Source organism: Mesorhizobium sp. M1312, assembly GCF_040318115.1.
GTDB lineage: Bacteria > Pseudomonadota > Alphaproteobacteria > Rhizobiales > Rhizobiaceae > Mesorhizobium.
Window position 1 is genome coordinate 86,925 of the sequence record NZ_JAMYLQ010000009.1, and the last position, 15,424, is coordinate 102,348.

The 15,424-nt window shown below is 63.0% G+C and carries 18 protein-coding genes; 8 read left to right on the forward strand and 10 right to left on the reverse strand.

Features of this window, described 5'->3' with window-relative positions; genetic code table 11:
- Positions 1–54 precede the first annotated feature (54 nt).
- Positions 55–2,136 carry an ATP-dependent helicase gene (locus NKH36_RS13185; RefSeq protein ID WP_352962504.1) on the forward strand — a complete coding sequence of 694 codons (2,082 nt, stop codon included), beginning with the start codon at positions 55–57 and terminating at the stop codon, positions 2,134–2,136.
- 157 nt (positions 2,137–2,293) lie between these two features.
- Positions 2,294–2,596, forward strand: a complete 303-nt coding sequence (locus NKH36_RS13190) for a DUF982 domain-containing protein (RefSeq protein ID WP_352962507.1) — start codon at positions 2,294–2,296, stop codon at positions 2,594–2,596.
- A 92-nt stretch (positions 2,597–2,688) separates the two neighbouring features.
- Here the strand turns inward: NKH36_RS13190 and NKH36_RS13195 are convergent, their stop codons facing one another.
- Positions 2,689–3,201: a DinB family protein gene (locus NKH36_RS13195; protein WP_352962510.1), complete on the reverse strand. Its 513-nt coding sequence runs from the start codon at positions 3,199–3,201 to the stop codon at positions 2,689–2,691.
- Between the two features lie 162 nt (positions 3,202–3,363).
- On the opposite strand from NKH36_RS13195, the gene NKH36_RS13200 reads away from it, so the two are divergent.
- From NKH36_RS13200 to ndk, 3 genes are all read left to right on the forward strand, one after another.
- Positions 3,364–4,059, forward strand: a complete 696-nt coding sequence (locus NKH36_RS13200) for a glutathione S-transferase family protein (RefSeq protein WP_352962513.1) — start codon at positions 3,364–3,366, stop codon at positions 4,057–4,059.
- A gap of 121 nt (positions 4,060–4,180) precedes the next feature.
- Entirely contained in the window at positions 4,181–4,816 is a 636-nt protein-coding gene (bluB, locus tag NKH36_RS13205) for a 5,6-dimethylbenzimidazole synthase (RefSeq protein WP_352962517.1), read from the forward strand.
- 85 nt (positions 4,817–4,901) lie between these two features.
- Entirely contained in the window at positions 4,902–5,324 is a 423-nt protein-coding gene (gene ndk / locus NKH36_RS13210) for a nucleoside-diphosphate kinase (protein WP_095483228.1), read from the forward strand.
- A gap of 69 nt (positions 5,325–5,393) precedes the next feature.
- Here ndk and NKH36_RS13215 read toward each other — a convergent pair whose 3' ends face one another.
- From NKH36_RS13215 to NKH36_RS13240, 6 genes are all read right to left on the reverse strand, one after another.
- Positions 5,394–6,155, reverse strand: a complete 762-nt coding sequence (locus NKH36_RS13215) for a YbaY family lipoprotein (protein WP_352962520.1) — start codon at positions 6,153–6,155, stop codon at positions 5,394–5,396.
- 78 nt (positions 6,156–6,233) lie between these two features.
- Entirely contained in the window at positions 6,234–6,710 is a 477-nt protein-coding gene (locus NKH36_RS13220; protein WP_352962648.1) for a molybdenum cofactor biosynthesis protein MoaE, read from the reverse strand.
- 1 nt (position 6,711) lies between these two features.
- The gene (gene moaD, locus NKH36_RS13225) at positions 6,712–6,969 is read right to left on the reverse strand and encodes a molybdopterin converting factor subunit 1 (protein WP_352962523.1); all 258 of its coding nucleotides are present in this window, start codon (positions 6,967–6,969) and stop codon (positions 6,712–6,714) included.
- A gap of 1 nt (position 6,970) precedes the next feature.
- Positions 6,971–7,567, reverse strand: coding sequence for a CDP-diacylglycerol--glycerol-3-phosphate 3-phosphatidyltransferase (gene pgsA, locus NKH36_RS13230; protein WP_126107108.1), 597 nt, complete (start codon positions 7,565–7,567; stop codon positions 6,971–6,973).
- Positions 7,568–7,664: 97 nt separating this feature from the next.
- Positions 7,665–9,755: an excinuclease ABC subunit UvrC gene (gene uvrC / locus NKH36_RS13235; RefSeq protein WP_352962526.1), complete on the reverse strand. Its 2,091-nt coding sequence runs from the start codon at positions 9,753–9,755 to the stop codon at positions 7,665–7,667.
- Positions 9,752–10,528 carry an SDR family oxidoreductase gene (locus tag NKH36_RS13240; RefSeq protein ID WP_352962529.1) on the reverse strand — a complete coding sequence of 259 codons (777 nt, stop codon included), beginning with the start codon at positions 10,526–10,528 and terminating at the stop codon, positions 9,752–9,754. The genes uvrC and NKH36_RS13240 overlap by 4 nt, the downstream gene beginning before the upstream one ends.
- Before the next feature lie 408 nt (positions 10,529–10,936).
- Between NKH36_RS13240 and NKH36_RS13245 the strand changes: the two genes are divergently transcribed.
- A complete protein-coding gene (locus tag NKH36_RS13245; RefSeq protein WP_352962532.1) occupies positions 10,937–11,587 on the forward strand; it encodes an outer membrane protein in 651 nt (216 codons plus the stop codon).
- A gap of 82 nt (positions 11,588–11,669) precedes the next feature.
- Here the strand turns inward: NKH36_RS13245 and NKH36_RS13250 are convergent, their stop codons facing one another.
- The gene (locus NKH36_RS13250; protein ID WP_352962535.1) at positions 11,670–12,266 is read right to left on the reverse strand and encodes a glutathione S-transferase family protein; all 597 of its coding nucleotides are present in this window, start codon (positions 12,264–12,266) and stop codon (positions 11,670–11,672) included.
- A 444-nt stretch (positions 12,267–12,710) separates the two neighbouring features.
- Here NKH36_RS13250 and NKH36_RS13255 point away from each other — a divergent pair, with 444 nt between their 5' ends.
- Both NKH36_RS13255 and NKH36_RS13260 read left to right on the forward strand, forming a co-directional pair.
- The gene (locus tag NKH36_RS13255; RefSeq protein WP_352962538.1) at positions 12,711–13,241 is read left to right on the forward strand and encodes a hypothetical protein; all 531 of its coding nucleotides are present in this window, start codon (positions 12,711–12,713) and stop codon (positions 13,239–13,241) included.
- 443 nt (positions 13,242–13,684) lie between these two features.
- Positions 13,685–14,023, forward strand: coding sequence for a transcriptional regulator (locus NKH36_RS13260; protein ID WP_192362290.1), 339 nt, complete (start codon positions 13,685–13,687; stop codon positions 14,021–14,023).
- On the opposite strand, the gene NKH36_RS13265 is transcribed toward NKH36_RS13260, so the two are convergent.
- Positions 13,993–14,445, reverse strand: coding sequence for a hypothetical protein (locus NKH36_RS13265; RefSeq protein ID WP_352962541.1), 453 nt, complete (start codon positions 14,443–14,445; stop codon positions 13,993–13,995). The two genes, NKH36_RS13260 and NKH36_RS13265, sit on opposite strands and share 31 nt — an antisense overlap.
- Before the next feature lie 130 nt (positions 14,446–14,575).
- The gene (locus tag NKH36_RS13270) at positions 14,576–15,421 is read right to left on the reverse strand and encodes a 23S rRNA (adenine(2030)-N(6))-methyltransferase RlmJ (RefSeq protein WP_352962544.1); all 846 of its coding nucleotides are present in this window, start codon (positions 15,419–15,421) and stop codon (positions 14,576–14,578) included.
- Between the last annotated feature and the right edge of the window lie 3 nt (positions 15,422–15,424).

Below are 15,424 nucleotides of genomic sequence, written 5' to 3' on the forward strand. Positions count from 1 at the left end.
CAACTTTCGCGTCGAAAGCGTTGCGAACAAAGCAGAAACGATGCTTGATGGGCAATGAACCTCGCTGCCCATGATTCGACTTTCCGGCCTGCCTATCTCGCGAAGCTGAATGCCGAGCAGTGCCTCGCCGTCGAGCATGGCGACGGCAAGGTCGCCGGGCCGTTACTGGTGATCGCCGGCGCCGGCTCCGGCAAGACCAGCACGCTGGCGCATCGCGTCGCGCATCTGATCGTCAGGGGCGCTGACCCCAGGCGCATCCTTTTGATGACGTTTTCGCGTCGTGCCGCATCGGAAATGGCCAAGCGGGTCGAGCGCATCGCGGGCGAGGTGCTCGGCCGGGACGCTTCCATCATCACCGATGCGCTGAGCTGGGCCGGAACATTTCACGGCATTGGCGCCAGGCTGCTGCGCGACTATGCGCTGGAGATCGGCCTCGATCCGGCCTTCACGATCCATGACCGAGAGGATTCGGCCGACCTGATGAACCTCGCTCGGCACGAACTCGGCTTCTCGAAAACCGAAGGCCGTTTTCCGACCAAGGGCACGTGCCTGGCGATCTATTCGCGTGCGGTCAACGCGCAGGCGCCGCTCGGCGAGATTCTCGGTTCGGTGTTTCCCTGGTGCGCGGGTTGGGCAGAACAGCTTAAGGCGCTGTTTGCCCGATATGTCGAGGCCAAGCAGGCGCAGAACGTGCTCGATTACGACGACCTGCTGCTCTACTGGGCGCAGATGGCCGGCGAGCCGGAGATATCAGCGCATCTGGGCGGGCGGTTCGACCATGTGCTGGTCGACGAGTACCAGGACACCAACCGGCTGCAGGCCGCGATCCTCACGGCGCTCAAGCCGGACGGATCCGGGCTGACGGTGGTCGGCGACGACGCGCAGTCGATCTATTCGTTTCGCGCGGCGGAAGTGCGCAACATCCTCGACTTCCCCAAACAATTCGCGCGGCCGGCCGAGATCGTCATGCTGGAGCGCAACTACCGCTCGACCGAGACCATTCTGGCCGCCGCCAATGCGGTGATCGGCGAGGCCTCGGAGCGCTTTACCAAGAACCTCTGGTCGGAGCGCAAATCGGCGGAAAAGCCGAAGCTGGTCAGCGTTCGCGACGAGGCCGAGCAGGCGAGTTACGTCTGCCAGGCGATCCTGACCGAGCGCGAGGCCGGCACGGCGCTAAGGGCGCAGGCCGTGCTGTTTCGCGCCTCCCACCACAGCGGGCCGCTGGAGATCGAGCTGACGCGCCGCAACATCCCGTTCGTCAAGTTCGGCGGGCTGAAATTCCTCGACGCCGCCCATGTCAAGGACGTGCTGGCGGTGCTGCGCTTCGCCGAAAACCCGCGCGACCGCGTTGCCGGTTTTCGCGTGCTGCAGCTCCTGCCCGGCATCGGCCCTTCGGCGGCTTCGCAGATCGTCGACACCATGGCGACATCGCTCGACGAAGCGATGGGGCTGGCGCGCTACCGGCCGCCGCAACGCGCCGCCGACGACTGGCCGGGTTTCGTCGCGCTGTTCTCGCAGCTTCGCACCGGGTCGGGAAAATGGCCTGTTGATCTCGAACAGGTCAGGCTCTGGTATGAGCCGCATCTCGACCGCATCCACGAGGACGCAACGACGCGCCGGGCCGATATTCTGCAGCTCGAACAGATCGCCTCGGGCTATGCCTCGCGCGAGCGTTTCCTCACCGAGCTGACGCTCGATCCGCCGGATGCAACCAGCGACGAGGCCGGGCCGCCGCATCGCGACGAGGACTATCTGATCCTGTCGACCATCCATTCGGCCAAGGGCCAGGAATGGAAGAACGTCTTCGTGCTCAACACCGTCGACGGCTGCATCCCGATCGATCTCGCCGTCGGCTCGAAGGAGGATATCGACGAAGAGCGCCGCCTGCTCTACGTGGCGATGACGCGGGCCAAGGACGGCCTGCACCTGGTCATGCCGCAGCGCTTTTTCGTCCACGGCCAGGCGGCGCGCGGCGATCGTCACGTTTACGCCTCGCGCACCCGCTTCATCCCGGCCTCGATCCTCGGCACCTTCGAACAGACATCATGGGCGAGCGTCCAGGCCAAGGACGATCCGCGCCGCCAGCCGCAAGTGCGCGTCGACCTTGGCGCCCGCATGCGTGACATGTGGAAATAGGCTGCCTCTTCGGCACGCCGCTCATACGGCGGAGCTTGGTGGCGAAAATCAAATCTCGGCAACATGGAACCTGATGCCGCAATCCGCGTTTCTGGGCGTCCGATTCAGATCGGAGAGCGGCGTCCGCCGACACCTCCGCCCAATTCGAGAGGCCAGAATGCACGACACGACATTTTTCACCCCGGTCGCCGTAACCGTCGGCGCCGGCCATAAGCGCATGCTCGCTTCGCTCTTCGACATGCATGAGTTCCTGACCGAGTTCCCGCCATCGCGGCGACGCCTGAGCTACGGCGCAGCGGTGAAGGCCTGCGAGGCGGCACGCGCCGGCGAGATCTCGCCCGAAGCGGCGCGCGATGCCTTGATCACCTTCGCGGTGACGGCAGGCATTCTCTGGCCGTCGACCCAGCCGGCGGTCTCGGTCAAGCCGGCCGCCCGCGGCCAGGGCGGATACGCCGCCTGACACGTGGCTAGGCCTCTTTGCGACTATGGCCCGTCGAAGATGCTGTTCGTCTTCGACGGGTTTTCCTGTCAATTCGATCCGGATAATCGAAATCAGGCGTAGGCGCGCCCCTCGTCGCTACGCTGGAACAGCGTCAGGTCGAGTGACACCGAAGGCCGGCCCAGAACGGTCAGGATCGTGTGCGCCTGGCCGCGGTGATGGGTCTGGTGGTTGAAGAAATGATCGAGCGCCGGCGCCAATCGCTGCGATACGGTGCGCATATCGGAGACGGTCATGTAGGAGAAGCGGCCAGACAAAGCCTTGTCGCTCAAAGCCCCGACCCAGTCGATGATCCTTTTGTCTTCGGCCTCGCGCGCCAGCCGCAAGCCCGGCAGGGCGCGGTGCAGGATCGTGTCGAGCCTGGCCGGCGCGTCCCCCTCGCCGGTAAAGCGCCTCATCCAGATGCGATCGGCAGTCAGAACATGGTTGAGCGTGCCCATCATCGAGCCGAAGAAAACCCCGACATTGCGGTGAAATTCTTCCTCATCGAGATCGGCGGCGGCATCGTAGATGCGGCTATTGGCCCATTGATTGTAGGCTGCAAACATCATGAAGTGCTGTTTCATCTTTTTCTCCCGACCCGCGAGACCCCGTTTCGGCTGCCTGCCGCATCGGCCCGAAAATCGGTACCGTTTTCGGAAACCACGACGCTTAGATTCAAAAGTGCTAGAGCGTACTTTCCAAGTGGACGCACCTCGCTCTAGTAGACCGCAAGGGCGCCGCCGCCAATGACCATTCTGCTCTATGACCTCGTCGGACGCGATGCCGCCCGTCCGTTCAGTCCGCATTGCTGGAAGGCTGCGATGGCGCTCGCCCACAAGGGGCTCGACATCTCAACCGTGCCGACGCGCTTTCTCGAAGTGCCCACTGTTGAGGGCGGCATTTCGAAACTCGTCCCGGTGATCCGCGACGGCGAGAAGGTGGTCGCCGATTCCTTCGCCATCGCGCTTTATCTCGACGAGGCCTATCCTGAGCGGCCGACATTGTTTTCCGGTGACGGTGGCAAGGCGATGGCGCGCTTCACCGAACGCTGGTCGCAACTGACCACTCACCCCTATATCACCACCGGGGCGATCATGGACCTCCACGCCATGCAGGATGAGGCGAATGCCGCCTATTTCCGCCAGAACCGCGAGCAGCGCTTCGGCAAGAGGCTGGAAGAGGTGGTGGTGGCGCGCGACGCCGGCCTTGGCGCCTTCCGCGCCTCGCTGGAGCCGTTGCGCTCGATGCTCACCTATCAGCCGTTCATCGGCGGCCAATCACCGCTGTTTACCGACTACATCGTCTTTGGCGCGCTGCAATGGGCGCGCATCGCCTCGCCCTATCAGTTGCTCGACGACAGCGATGTGGTGGCGCAGTGGTTCGAGCGCTGCCTCGACCTGCATGATGGCCTGGGCCGCAAGGTGGCGGCGGCCGCTGCATAGGGGAGTAAGACAGTAGGGAGTAAGGGAGTAGCGGCGGCGCGCATACCTACTGCCTTGCCCTACTCCCCTACTCCCCTACTCCCGTACCCCCCCTACCCCCTAGCAAAGGCAGCACGACACCATGACGTCAGACCCGGAATTCCCGGACGATTTTCGCGCCGAGTTGGTCAACCTCTTCCTGTGGCGGCGGGACGTCAGGCGATTCAAGCCGACGCCGCTCCCCGAAGGGGCGCTGGAGCGGCTGCTTGACGTCGCCAGTATTGCGCCCTCGGTCGGGCTGAGCCAGCCTTGGCGTTTCGTCATGGTCGAGAGTGTGGAGTGCCGCGCCGCCGTCAGGGCGTGCTTTGAGCACTGCAGTGCAGAGGCGCTCGCATCGTTCGGCGGCGAACGCGCCGCGCTCTATGCGCGCCTGAAGCTCGCCGGCCTGAACGAAGCCCCCTGCCAATTCGCGGTTTTCGCCGACCGCGCGACAGAACAGGGGCATGGGCTCGGCCGCCTGACCATGCCCGCGACCATCGAATATTCGGCGGTGATGGCGATCCACACCTTTTGGCTAGCGGCGCGCGCGGAAGGAATAGGCATGGGCTGGGTCTCTATCCTCGATCCGGCCGAAATGGCGACGATCCTGGACGCGCCGCCGGAGTGGACGCTGATCGGTTACTTCTGTGTCGGCTATCCGAGCGAAAACCACAGCGTGCCGGAACTGGAACGGGAAGGCTGGGAAGTCCGGCGCGCTTCGACCATCATAACGCGCTGATCGAGCACCTCCCCTTGGCAACAAGCCGGGCGGCTTGTATAGAGCCCGCCACCCTCAATTCCACTTTCATCACAAGGACGACTCCATGGCGCTCGAACGCACCTTTTCCATGATCAAGCCGGACGCGACCCGGCGCAATCTCACCGGCGCCATCACCCAGATGCTTGAAGAAGCCGGCCTGCGCGTCGTCGCCTCGCGTCGGGTGTGGATGAGCCGCCGCGAGGCGGAAGGTTTTTATGCCGTCCACAAGGAGCGGCCGTTCTTCGGCGAGCTGGTCGAGTCTATGTCGTCGGGCCCGACCGTCGTGCAGGTGCTGGAAGGCGAGAACGCCATTGCCAAAAACCGCGACGTGATGGGCGCCACCAACCCGGCCAACGCCGCCGAAGGCACCATCCGCAAGGTGCACGCGCTGTCGATCGGCGAGAATTCGGTACACGGATCCGACGCGCCGGAAACCGCCGCGCAGGAAATCAAATACTGGTTCTCGGACACCGAGATCGTCGGCTGAGCCGATAGTCCCATCACCACATGATATGCAAAAGGCCGGCGCAAAGCCGGCCTTTTTTCGTTGCGGCGATCAGGTCGCCGCATTGAAGCGCAAGATGACGCGGTCGTCCTTGTCGACGATGATGAGCTTGCCGGCGTCGACGTGATATGATGCCGCCTTGGCCAGCGCCTCGAACAGCGCCTTTTCCTCAGCCATGATCTCGGACGCGCAGGCCTTGAAGGTCGAACCGATGTCACTGATGGCGATCGTCGAACCATCGACTTTTGCGGTGGCGAAGTAGACGTTGCAAGGGCCGCTGCCGCCGGCCTTGCCGGCCTCGTCGATCCTGAGCGTCGCCTGCGGCTCGGCGATCACGCCAATGCCGTCGATATATTCGATCAGCCAGCTCTGCCCGAATACCGGGGCCGATGCCGGTTTTTCGCTCACCATCTTCAGCATGATGGTCTGCGGCGCGTCGCTCAGCGGATTGACCTGGTGGCGCGTATCGGAGACGAACAAGAGCCTGTCGTCGACGGTGATGCGCGCCTGCAGCGCATAGGTCATGCCAGTCCGGATCACCTGGGAATCAAAGCTGATCTCGAACTTGATCGGCACCTGGCCGGCCGGCGCGACCTTATGCTCGCCGATGACAGTGGCTGGCGCATCGGCCAGCGAGACATCGGCAAGCTGCACGGAAAGCACGGCGTTGGGCGGCAGTGCGATGCGCTCGCAATAGATCACCTCGCCCTTCAGGGTCTTCTCGGCAGCAACGGACAACTCAGGCACCACCAGTATACCAACGACCAACGGCACGAAACCGAAGATGAAGAACTCGGCGATCCTGCCCAGCATGATCCTGCTCCCCTTATCGTGCCAAACCAGGCAAAAGGTGCCGCAGGATTGCGGTCAATACATGGCTGCGGCGAGATCTTATTCCTGCGCCTTCCAGCGGCTTGCGGCCTCGTCGTCGGCCTCCTTGGCATCGACCCAGCCGCCCTCGGAGCCGTCGGTATGGTGTTCCTTCTTCCAGAACGGCGCGCGCGATTTCAGGTAATCCATCAGGAAGTTCGCCGCTTCGAACGCCGCCTGCCGATGCGCGGAGGCCGCGACCACCAGCACGATGTTTTCGCCAGGCGCGATCCTGCCATGGCGATGGATGGCGGTGAGCCCCTGCAACGGCCAGCGGCCGACCGCTTCGACGGCGATGCGGCCGATCTCGGCCTCGGCCATGCCGGGATAATGTTCGAGCTCAAGTGCCGTGAGCCTGCCTGCCTCATCGCGGCAGAGACCCGAGAAAGTCACCACGGCGCCGATGTCGGCGCGGCCTTGCGTCATCTTGGCGATCTCGGCGGCGACATCGAAATCCTCCGCCTGGATGCGCACCGTCGGCACCACCGCGGCCGGCATTTCAGCCACCCGTCATCGGCGGGAACAGCGCGATCTCGCGCGCGCCTGATATCTTGTCGCGGTGCTCGACATGCTCCTGGTTGATGGCGACGCGGATCACATCAGGATATTGCAGCGCGTGCTCGTATTCCTCGCCGCGCGATTTCAACCAGCGCAACAGATCGGCCACGGTCTCGATGCCGGCGGGCAATTCGACATCCTCTTCCGGCTTGCCGATCCGCTCGCGCACCCAGGCGAAATAAATGAGCTTCGTCGACATCCTACTCGTCCATGATGTGCTTGAGGCCGGCGCGGAAATAGTCGTAGCCGGTGTAGAGCGTGACCAAGGCGGCGATCCACAACAGCACCAGCCCGGTCTGCGTGGTCAGCGGGAAGATCTTGTCGCCGGCAGGTCCCGCCAGCAGGAAGGCGATGGCGACCATCTGGATGGCGGTCTTCCATTTTGCCAGCTGCGTCACCGGTACCGAGACCTTCAGCGCCGCCAGATATTCGCGCAGGCCCGAGACCAGGATCTCGCGGCACAGGATGATAATCGCCGCCCACAGCGACCAGCCGGCGATGCCGGCATGGCTATCGGTGTCGGCCGCCAGCAGCAGCAGGCACGTGGCGACCAGCAATTTGTCGGCGATCGGATCGAGCATCTTGCCGATATTCGAGGTCTGCTGCCAGGCGCGAGCCAGATAGCCGTCGAGATAGTCGGTGATCGAGGCCAGCAGGAAAATGATCAGCGCCGACCAGCGGGCGAAGTCGCTCGACTTCAGATGCCCTTCGAGAAAAAAACACAGCACAACCAGCGGCACCGCAAGGATGCGGGCGTAGGTGAGCATGTTGGGCAGGTTGAATGCGCGCTGGGCCATATTTTTGGGAACTCTTTCTGCCTGCGTACTCAAATCAGAAGCGAATGTGGGGGGTCAACAGGCGATAGTCGATGGACCAACCGAAAATAGCAATCCATCAACTCTCGTGAAAATGGTTGTAGACCAGCTTCGCCACCTGCTCGGATATACCATCGACCTTGACCAAATCTTCCATCGCGGCGCGGCTGACCGCCTTGGCGGTGCCGAAATGCATGAGCAGCGCGCGCTTGCGGCCTGGGCCGATGCCGCTGATCTCGTCGAGCGGGCTCTTGACCATCTCCCTCTTGCGGCGGGCGCGATGCGAGCCGATGGCGAAGCGGTGAACCTCGTCGCGCAGCCGCTGGACGAAATAGAGCACCGGATCGCGCACGGGGAGCGAAAACGGTGCCCTGCCCCTGACGAAGAAGCGTTCACGGCCGGCGTCACGATCCTGGCCCTTGGCGATGCCGATTGCCACGACACGGTCCTCGATGCCGAGATCGGCGAGTACTTTTCGCACCGCCGTCATCTGGCCCTGGCCGCCGTCGATGAGGATGACGTCAGGCCAGGCCGGGAAACCGCCGACGTCCTCGATATCGTCGCCCTGTTCGGCCAGGGTCGCCTCGCCCGCAGCCTGTTCGCTCTGCGGCACATCGCCATGTTCCCTCAGCAGCCGGGAAAAACGCCGCTCCATCACCTCGCGCATCATGCCGAAATCGTCGCCCGGGGTGATCTCGGTCGAGCGGATGTTGAATTTCCGGTACTGGTTCTTCACGAAGCCTTCCGGCCCGGCGACAACCATTGCGCCGACGGCGTTGGTGCCCATGATGTGCGAGTTGTCGTAGAGCTCGATGCGCACCGGCGGCTTTTTCAGGCCGAAGGTCTCGGCGAACCCAGCCAGCAATCGCCCTTGCGTCGAGGTCTCCGCCAGCCGGCGACCGAGCGCCTCGCGGGCATTCTGCAGTGCGTTGTCAGTCAAATCCTTCTTCTCGCCGCGCTGCGGCACCGAGATCGCCACCTTGCGGCCCGCGCGGGTGGAGAGAGCCTTCGCCAGCAATTCCTGGTCCTCAACGCCATGCGACAACAGGATAGCGCGCGGCGTCGGCTTGTCGTCATAGAATTGTGCCAGGAACGAGCCCAGCACTTCCGATCCCTCCAGCGCCGGATCGGCCTTGGGGAAATAGGCGCGGTTGCCCCAGTTCTGGCCGGTGCGGAAGAAGAACACCTGGATGCAGACTTGGCCGCCTTCCTGATGGATGGCGAAGACATCGGCCTCGTCGACGGTCTGCGGGTTGATGCCCTGGTGGCTCTGCACATGCGACAGCGCCGCCAGCCGGTCGCGATAGATGGCGGCCCGCTCGAAATCGAGATTTTCCGAGGCCTGCTGCATGGCGGCGGAGATGTCGGTCTTCACCTTTTGGCTGCGGCCGGAGAGGAAGTTTTTCGCCTCGGCGACCAGCTTGGCATAGTCACTATGCGAGATTTCGCCGGTGCATGGGCCGGCGCAGCGCTTGATCTGGAACAGCAGGCACGGCCGGGTGCGGTTCTCGTAAAAAGAGTCCGTGCAGCTTCTGAGCAGGAAGGCGCGCTGCAACGAATTGATGGTGCGGCCGACGGCGCCGGCCGAGGCGAAGGGGCCGAAATAGTCGCCTTTGCGCGAGCGCGCCCCGCGATGCTTGTAGATGCCGGGCGAGACATGGTCGCCGGTCAACAGGATATAGGGGAACGACTTGTCGTCCCGCATCAGCACATTGAATCGCGGCCGCAAGCGCTTGATAAGGTTGGCTTCGAGCAGCAGCGCTTCGATCTCGGTGCGGGTGACGACAAATTCCATCGTCGACGTCTCGCGCACCATGCGGCCGATGCGGCTGGTGTGGAAACGGCCTTGCGCGTAATTGGTCACCCGCTTCTTCAGGCTGCGCGCCTTGCCGACATAGAGCACGTCGCCTGCGGCATTCATCATGCGGTAGACGCCGGGCGCGGTAGGCAGCCGTTTGACCAGCGTCTGGATGACTTCAGCGCCGACCATGCCGTCGGCATCGCCGGCATGCGGCGTCCAGTCGATGGCCGTGAAGGCGGCCTCGGGGCCACTGGGACCGGGAAGTGAAGGCTCGACGATCTCCTCCGCCGCCTCGTCCTCGAGGTCGACATCGGGGGGCAGGTCGTCGGCAGCGCCGCCTCGTTTGTGTTTCTGGTCCATGGGACTCATTCGACAATGCCTGTCACATCCGGCGTCTGCCATGCAAGGTGCTGGCCGCCGTCGAGCGCGATCATCTGGCCGGTGATCGAGCGCGCGCCCCAGAGATAGCGGATGGTGGCGCCGAATTCAGGCAATTCCGGGCCGCGCTTCAAGATCAGCCCGTCGATCTGAGCGGCAAAATCGCTGTCGTCCTGACGCACGCTCTTCAGCGTCGGGCCGGGGCCGATGGCGTTGACGCGAATGCGGGGTGCCAGCGCCTGCGCCATCATCTGCGTCGCTGTCCACAATGTCGATTTTGACAGCGCATAGGAGAAATAGCGTGGCGTCGGGCGCCAGACACGCTGGTCGATCATATTGACGATCAGCCCTTCCTGGCCTTCCGGCAGCGCGCGGGCGAATTCTTGCGCCAAAAGTGCCGGCGCCTTCACATGGATGGCGAAGTGACGGTCCCAGGCAAGCCAGTCGACGTCCTGAACCGTATCGTCCACGAACAGAGACGCATTGTTGACCAGCAGTGTAACGGGCCCGAGCGCGGCTGCGGCACGGCCGACCAGGCCGCCGACCGCAGCCATGTCGGTCAGGTCGGCGGCGACCACAGCGGCGCGGCCATCCTGGCCAAAATGGCCGCCATTGATCCGCGCCGCCAACGCTTCCGCGTCGGCCCGCGAGCGGTTGCAATGGATGACGACAGCAAAACCGTTCGCGGCCAAATCCTCGACGATCGCCTTGCCGATCCGCTTGCCCCCGCCCGTCACCAGCGCCGTTCCAGCGGTCTTGCTCATCCTGTCAATCCTCAATGGGCTTCGATTTCAGTCCGCCGACAAAATATGGCCAGGCAAGCGTTAAATGCCGTTCGGACCTTGGGCAGCATTGTGGCAAAGCGGCCGGATCGGTCTTTCGACTGTGGCCGGGACTCGGCCTGCCAGACCGCAATATAGGGTGCTGGACTCCTTGCTCCAAGCGGTGTTCAGCACGGCACGGCAAAGCCTCCTGACACAATCTGTTGCGCCGATGCAACGTCAAAGTTCGGCCTCATTCGTGCCGGGTAATGACCCAAGTTCAGGTTCGCTTCAGCCGCATTTTGACACGACATTCGGAACCGTTGAGCGCCAGACCCGTTTATCCCCCCGGCGGGTTGAGGGCGCTTGTGAAAAGCAAGCCTGTGCCTGTGGCTTAAGGAGTAAAGAACAATGCAAGCCAATCTTAAATTTGCGCGACCGCTGGCGGTGGCGCTCGGGCTCTTCGCCCTCGGCGGAACCGCCTATGCTGCTGACGTCATCTCGGAAGAGCCGCCAGCACCCGCCCCGATCGCCGAACTTCCGGTCGCTTCTTGGGCCGGTCCCTATGCCGGTGTGAGCGTCGGCTACGGCTTCAGCGGTCATGCCGATGCCGAGGATATCGGCGTCGACGTCGACACCGATGGATTCGTCGGCGGCGTCTTCGGCGGCTACCAGTGGCAGCAGGAGAACTTCGTGTACGGTGCTGAAGCCGATATCGGCTATAGCGGCATCGAGGGCGACGATGGTGGCGTCGAGGCCAAGGGCGGCTTCGAAGGCTCGCTGCGCGCCCGCCTCGGCTACGCCGTCACCCCGGAAATCCTGCTCTACGGTACCGCCGGTGGCGCGCTCAAGAACCAGGAAATCGAAGCCGCTGGCTCCAGCGACGAAAACACCATGCTCGGCTGGACGGCCGGCGTCGGTACCGACATCAAGATCACCGACAATGTGTTCGGCCGTGTCGAGTATCGCTACACCGACTTCGGCGACAAGGACTTCGACGGTATCGGCAAGGTCAAGTCGACCGACAACCGCGTCACCTTCGGCGTCGGTATGAAATTCTAAAATCGTCCAAGCCACGACACGAAAAGGCCGGGCCTCGTGCCCGGCTTTTTTTGATCTTTTCTCTGGCGGGGTACCAGCCAGCTCACGCCGGGACGCAGGGTTTCAGCTCCGGAAACTTCTCGTCGAAGCGCGCTGCCCAGCGGACCAGCCGGCTGCGGCCCCTTTCCCATTTTCCGGCAAAGCGCAGCGAGAGATAGCCAAGGCAGGCGCGCAGCGCCAGCTGGCCGGCGGTGATCTTCTTCGGCAGCTTTGGCGGATTGGCGTTGAGCAGATCGAGCGCGCTGGTGATCTTCGCCCATTGGCGGTCGAGCCAAGGCTGGTAGACCATGTCTTCGGGGCGCGTGCGCCGCTCATAGACCATCGACAGCGCGCAGTCGCAGATGCCATCGGCCAGTGCCTCCAGCACTTCTGCCTGGAGGCGCTTGTCGGCATTGCGCGGGAACAGCGCGTTCTTCGACATGCGGTTGAGATGCTGGGTAATGGCGCGGCTGTCGTGGATCGAGCGGCCGTCGTCGAGCACCAGCACCGGAATCTTGCCGAGCGGATTGGCGTCGATCAGCTCGGCCGGCTTGTCTTCGGTTTTTATCGGCACGAGATCGACTGCGATGCCGGCATAGAGCGCGGCCATGCGCACCTTGGAACTGTAGGGGGACGTGGAGGCGTAGAGCAGTCTGGGCATGATCGGGTTCCTGTTGCCGACTACAGCGCCGCGGATCCTATAGGACGTGCAGAGGACGCCGTAGCGCTTTGATTTTTGGGCACTGTTGACTGGACATGCCGGCATGATCAACAGCCACAGGCGGAAAAACCGGGCGCCACGGCGAACGACCGTGTCCTCCGCGATCTTAAGGCAATGAGCTGCGGCAGTTGCAGCCCAAGTGAATCTGGAACAGATCAACAGATCCGAACCTAGCCAACCTGGTCTTGCACCGAGAATTTCTCCGGGCACAGAGAAATGCCCACCGGACTTCGCCGTACGGCGAAGTCCTGGGAGCTGCGAAAAGCTGTCTTACCTCCGCCTCTATTCTTGCCCGAGCACCATGGGAGCGAGGCGCCTTGTCCGGCACCCGCCCTCGACGGTCTTCAGAACTGTCCGCCGCGAGCGAAGAAACGCGATTACTTTTTGGCCTTCGCCTTCGCAGGCGCTGCCTTCGCCTTCGGCTTGGCCGCCGGCGCTGCTTTCTTCACGGCTACCGAAGACTTCGCTGCAGCCGCTTTCTTTGCCGGCGCAGCCTTCTTGGCCGGTGCAGTCTTGGCAGGTGCTGCTTTCTTCGCTGCCGGCTTCGCCGCGGCCTTTGTAGCCGGCTTCTTGGCAGGTGCTGCTTTGGCCTTGGTTGGTGCTGCTTTCTTCACTGCCGGTTTTGCCGCGGCTTTCGCGGCCGGCTTCTTGGCCGGCGCTGCTTTTGCCTTGGCCGCGGCGGCCTTCGGCTTGGCAGCAGGTGCTGCTTTCTTCACAGCTGCTGCGGCCTTTGCCGCCACTGCTTTTACTGGTGCTTTCTTTGCCGGTGCCTTCTTTGCCGGTGACTTGGATGCCGGCGCTTTGGATGACTGTTTAGCCATATCATGCCCCTTCGTTGTGCCGACGGCCGTTAATGACCCGGCGCGTAATGCATATCTGACTCGCGCTTGTCTAGCCAGCGAAGCATTAGCATGATTTTTTCAGTTTAAATTTTGATTACCGGCGACACACGCTCGTCCTGATTTCGCAAAATATCGCCGCTGCTCTTCGATCCTCGCCGACGGTTTGCTACAGACATTGTGCGCGCTTTGCCGGACCAATCTTGCTACGAAGCGCTGAAGGTTACCAAGCGTTTTGCTCGTTGATCATCGACCGGCAACACCATGATGCGGCTGCTTCAACGATCTCATCGTCTTGTCAACCGGACGATCTACACAAGCTGCAAAAGCAAAACGCGGCCCGCTCTGCGCCAAGACCTTGCCTGCTTCGAGAGGGCAATTTTTGCAAGGTTGACAGATTACTCTCTTCAGCAGAGTATTCTGCAGTATGCGGGAGAAGCGCATGTCATTCGCGCAAGATCAAGCGGCGCTGTCCCTGATCAGTGAGACTGAACGCCGGACACCACAGCAGGCCCGATGATGGCTGCCGACGAAATCATCCACCAGAGCGTGCGGCTCAGGATCATGGCCACGCTGAATTCTCTGGAAAGGCGCAAAGCGCTGGAATTCGCCCGATTGAAGGCCATCGTCAATGCGACCGACGGCAATCTCGGCGCGCATATCGATACGCTTGCCAAGGCGGGTTATGTCGACGTCGAAAAGCTGTTTGTCGGACGCCGGCCGCAAACCCGGGTCAAGGCGACGTCAATCGGACGGCGCGCCTTTCGCGGTCACGCCGCCTTCCTTCGCGCCATCCTCGATGAGGCGGAGCAGCCAGGTAAACGCGTTCAGCGCAGGACGCGGCAGCGGCCGTTGTAGACCATCCAGCGGTCGAAGCCCGCGACGCAGAATTCGACATTATCGCCGATCGAGGCAAAGCCCTGCCCTTCCTCGATCAGATACCAGATGGTGCGGGCGTGGCCGTCGGACAGGCTGACGGTGGCGCCGCAATAGCGGCGGCCGATCGGCCAGGTCTCGTTGGCTGGCAGATAGCGGTGCTGGTGGATCCCCTGGAAATCGGTGATCCCGACATCGGGCAGGTTCGGCACGTGGCGCACCTGGTAGGAGAAGCGGTTGGTGATCTTGTTCAGCACCCAGGCCTCACCGCAAACGCCGCTGTCTTCTTCGGTATAGACGGCAAGGTCGGCCGCCTTTGTTGCCTGGGTGACAGCGAGGGACGCGCCGAGCGGCGTGCAAAGGGCGATCAGTGCGGCAAGGGCGGATTGGGCGAAACGAGTCATGGCAGCCTCTTATGGTCGACTGCGCGCACTGTGCGGATTCGCTTGCGCGCGGTCAAGCGGTTGTAGAGACGATGGTTCTTAGTTTGAAATCGCCTTCAGCCAAGACAGGCGCGCGGATACCTCTGCCGCCCTACGCCGCCAGCCATTCCAGCGTCCAGTGCGCCGGTTTTTCGACGACAAGCAATGTGTGCAAGGCCGGCAGCAGCGTGCGCAGCTCGCGCTCCAGCGTGAACGGCGGGTTGACCACCACCATGCCGCTGCCGTCGAGGCTGGGCTCGGCCGATGGCGGCCTGATCTCGAAGCCGATGTCGAGCAGCTTCGGGACGCCTGACTGCACCAGCGCTTTCCGGAAGGCGGCGACCGCCCTGCGGTCCTTGACCGGATACCACAGCGCATAGATGCCGCCCGGCCAACGCTTGTGGGCTTTCCGCAGCCCGTCGACGAGGCGGTCGAACTCGCCCTCCTCCTCGAAGGGCGGATCGACCAGCACGAGGCCGCGTTTTTCCTTCGGCGGCAGATGCGCGCCGAGCGCGAGCCAACCGTTGAGCTCGATCACCCTGGTCTGGAAATCGCCTTGGAATAGCGCCCTCAGCTTCGCGGCGTCCTGGCGCTGCAATTCGATCGCCGACAGCCGGTCCTGCTTGCGCATGAGATGACGCGCTATCAGCGGCGAGCCCGGATATTTTTTCACGCCGCCTTCGGGATTGAGCGAACGGACGGCTTCCAGATAAGGCGCCAGTAGTGCTGCCGCCGGCGCGTCGAGCGCGGCATCGACCAGCCGGCCGACGCCGCCTTGCCATTCGCCGGTCTTTTGCGCCTCGACCGACGACAGATCGTAGCGGCCGATGCCGGCATGGGTGTCGATGACGCGAAACGCCTTGTCCTTCTGTTTCAAATATTCGACGAGCCGGCTCAGCACGACATGTTTGACGACATCGGCGAAATTTCCGGCGTGATAGGCGTGGCGGTAATTCACTAG

What these genes read in the sequence shown, in the direction of transcription:
- NKH36_RS13185 (WP_352962504.1), top strand. Translation starts at nt 55, where the DNA reads ATGAACCTCGCTGCCCATGATTCGACTTTCCGGCCTGCCTATCTCGCG.
- NKH36_RS13190 (WP_352962507.1), top strand. Translation starts at nt 2,294, where the DNA reads ATGCACGACACGACATTTTTCACCCCGGTCGCCGTAACCGTCGGCGCC.
- NKH36_RS13195 (WP_352962510.1), bottom strand. Translation starts at nt 3,201, where the DNA reads ATGAAACAGCACTTCATGATGTTTGCAGCCTACAATCAATGGGCCAAT.
- NKH36_RS13200 (WP_352962513.1), top strand. Translation starts at nt 3,364, where the DNA reads ATGACCATTCTGCTCTATGACCTCGTCGGACGCGATGCCGCCCGTCCG.
- bluB (WP_352962517.1), top strand. Translation starts at nt 4,181, where the DNA reads ATGACGTCAGACCCGGAATTCCCGGACGATTTTCGCGCCGAGTTGGTC.
- ndk (WP_095483228.1), top strand. Translation starts at nt 4,902, where the DNA reads ATGGCGCTCGAACGCACCTTTTCCATGATCAAGCCGGACGCGACCCGG.
- NKH36_RS13215 (WP_352962520.1), bottom strand. Translation starts at nt 6,155, where the DNA reads ATGCTGGGCAGGATCGCCGAGTTCTTCATCTTCGGTTTCGTGCCGTTG.
- NKH36_RS13220 (WP_352962648.1), bottom strand. Translation starts at nt 6,710, where the DNA reads ATGCCGGCCGCGGTGGTGCCGACGGTGCGCATCCAGGCGGAGGATTTC.
- moaD (WP_352962523.1), bottom strand. Translation starts at nt 6,969, where the DNA reads ATGTCGACGAAGCTCATTTATTTCGCCTGGGTGCGCGAGCGGATCGGC.
- pgsA (WP_126107108.1), bottom strand. Translation starts at nt 7,567, where the DNA reads ATGGCCCAGCGCGCATTCAACCTGCCCAACATGCTCACCTACGCCCGC.
- uvrC (WP_352962526.1), bottom strand. Translation starts at nt 9,755, where the DNA reads ATGAGTCCCATGGACCAGAAACACAAACGAGGCGGCGCTGCCGACGAC.
- NKH36_RS13240 (WP_352962529.1), bottom strand. Translation starts at nt 10,528, where the DNA reads ATGAGCAAGACCGCTGGAACGGCGCTGGTGACGGGCGGGGGCAAGCGG.
- NKH36_RS13245 (WP_352962532.1), top strand. Translation starts at nt 10,937, where the DNA reads ATGCAAGCCAATCTTAAATTTGCGCGACCGCTGGCGGTGGCGCTCGGG.
- NKH36_RS13250 (WP_352962535.1), bottom strand. Translation starts at nt 12,266, where the DNA reads ATGCCCAGACTGCTCTACGCCTCCACGTCCCCCTACAGTTCCAAGGTG.
- NKH36_RS13260 (WP_192362290.1), top strand. Translation starts at nt 13,685, where the DNA reads ATGGCTGCCGACGAAATCATCCACCAGAGCGTGCGGCTCAGGATCATG.
- NKH36_RS13265 (WP_352962541.1), bottom strand. Translation starts at nt 14,445, where the DNA reads ATGACTCGTTTCGCCCAATCCGCCCTTGCCGCACTGATCGCCCTTTGC.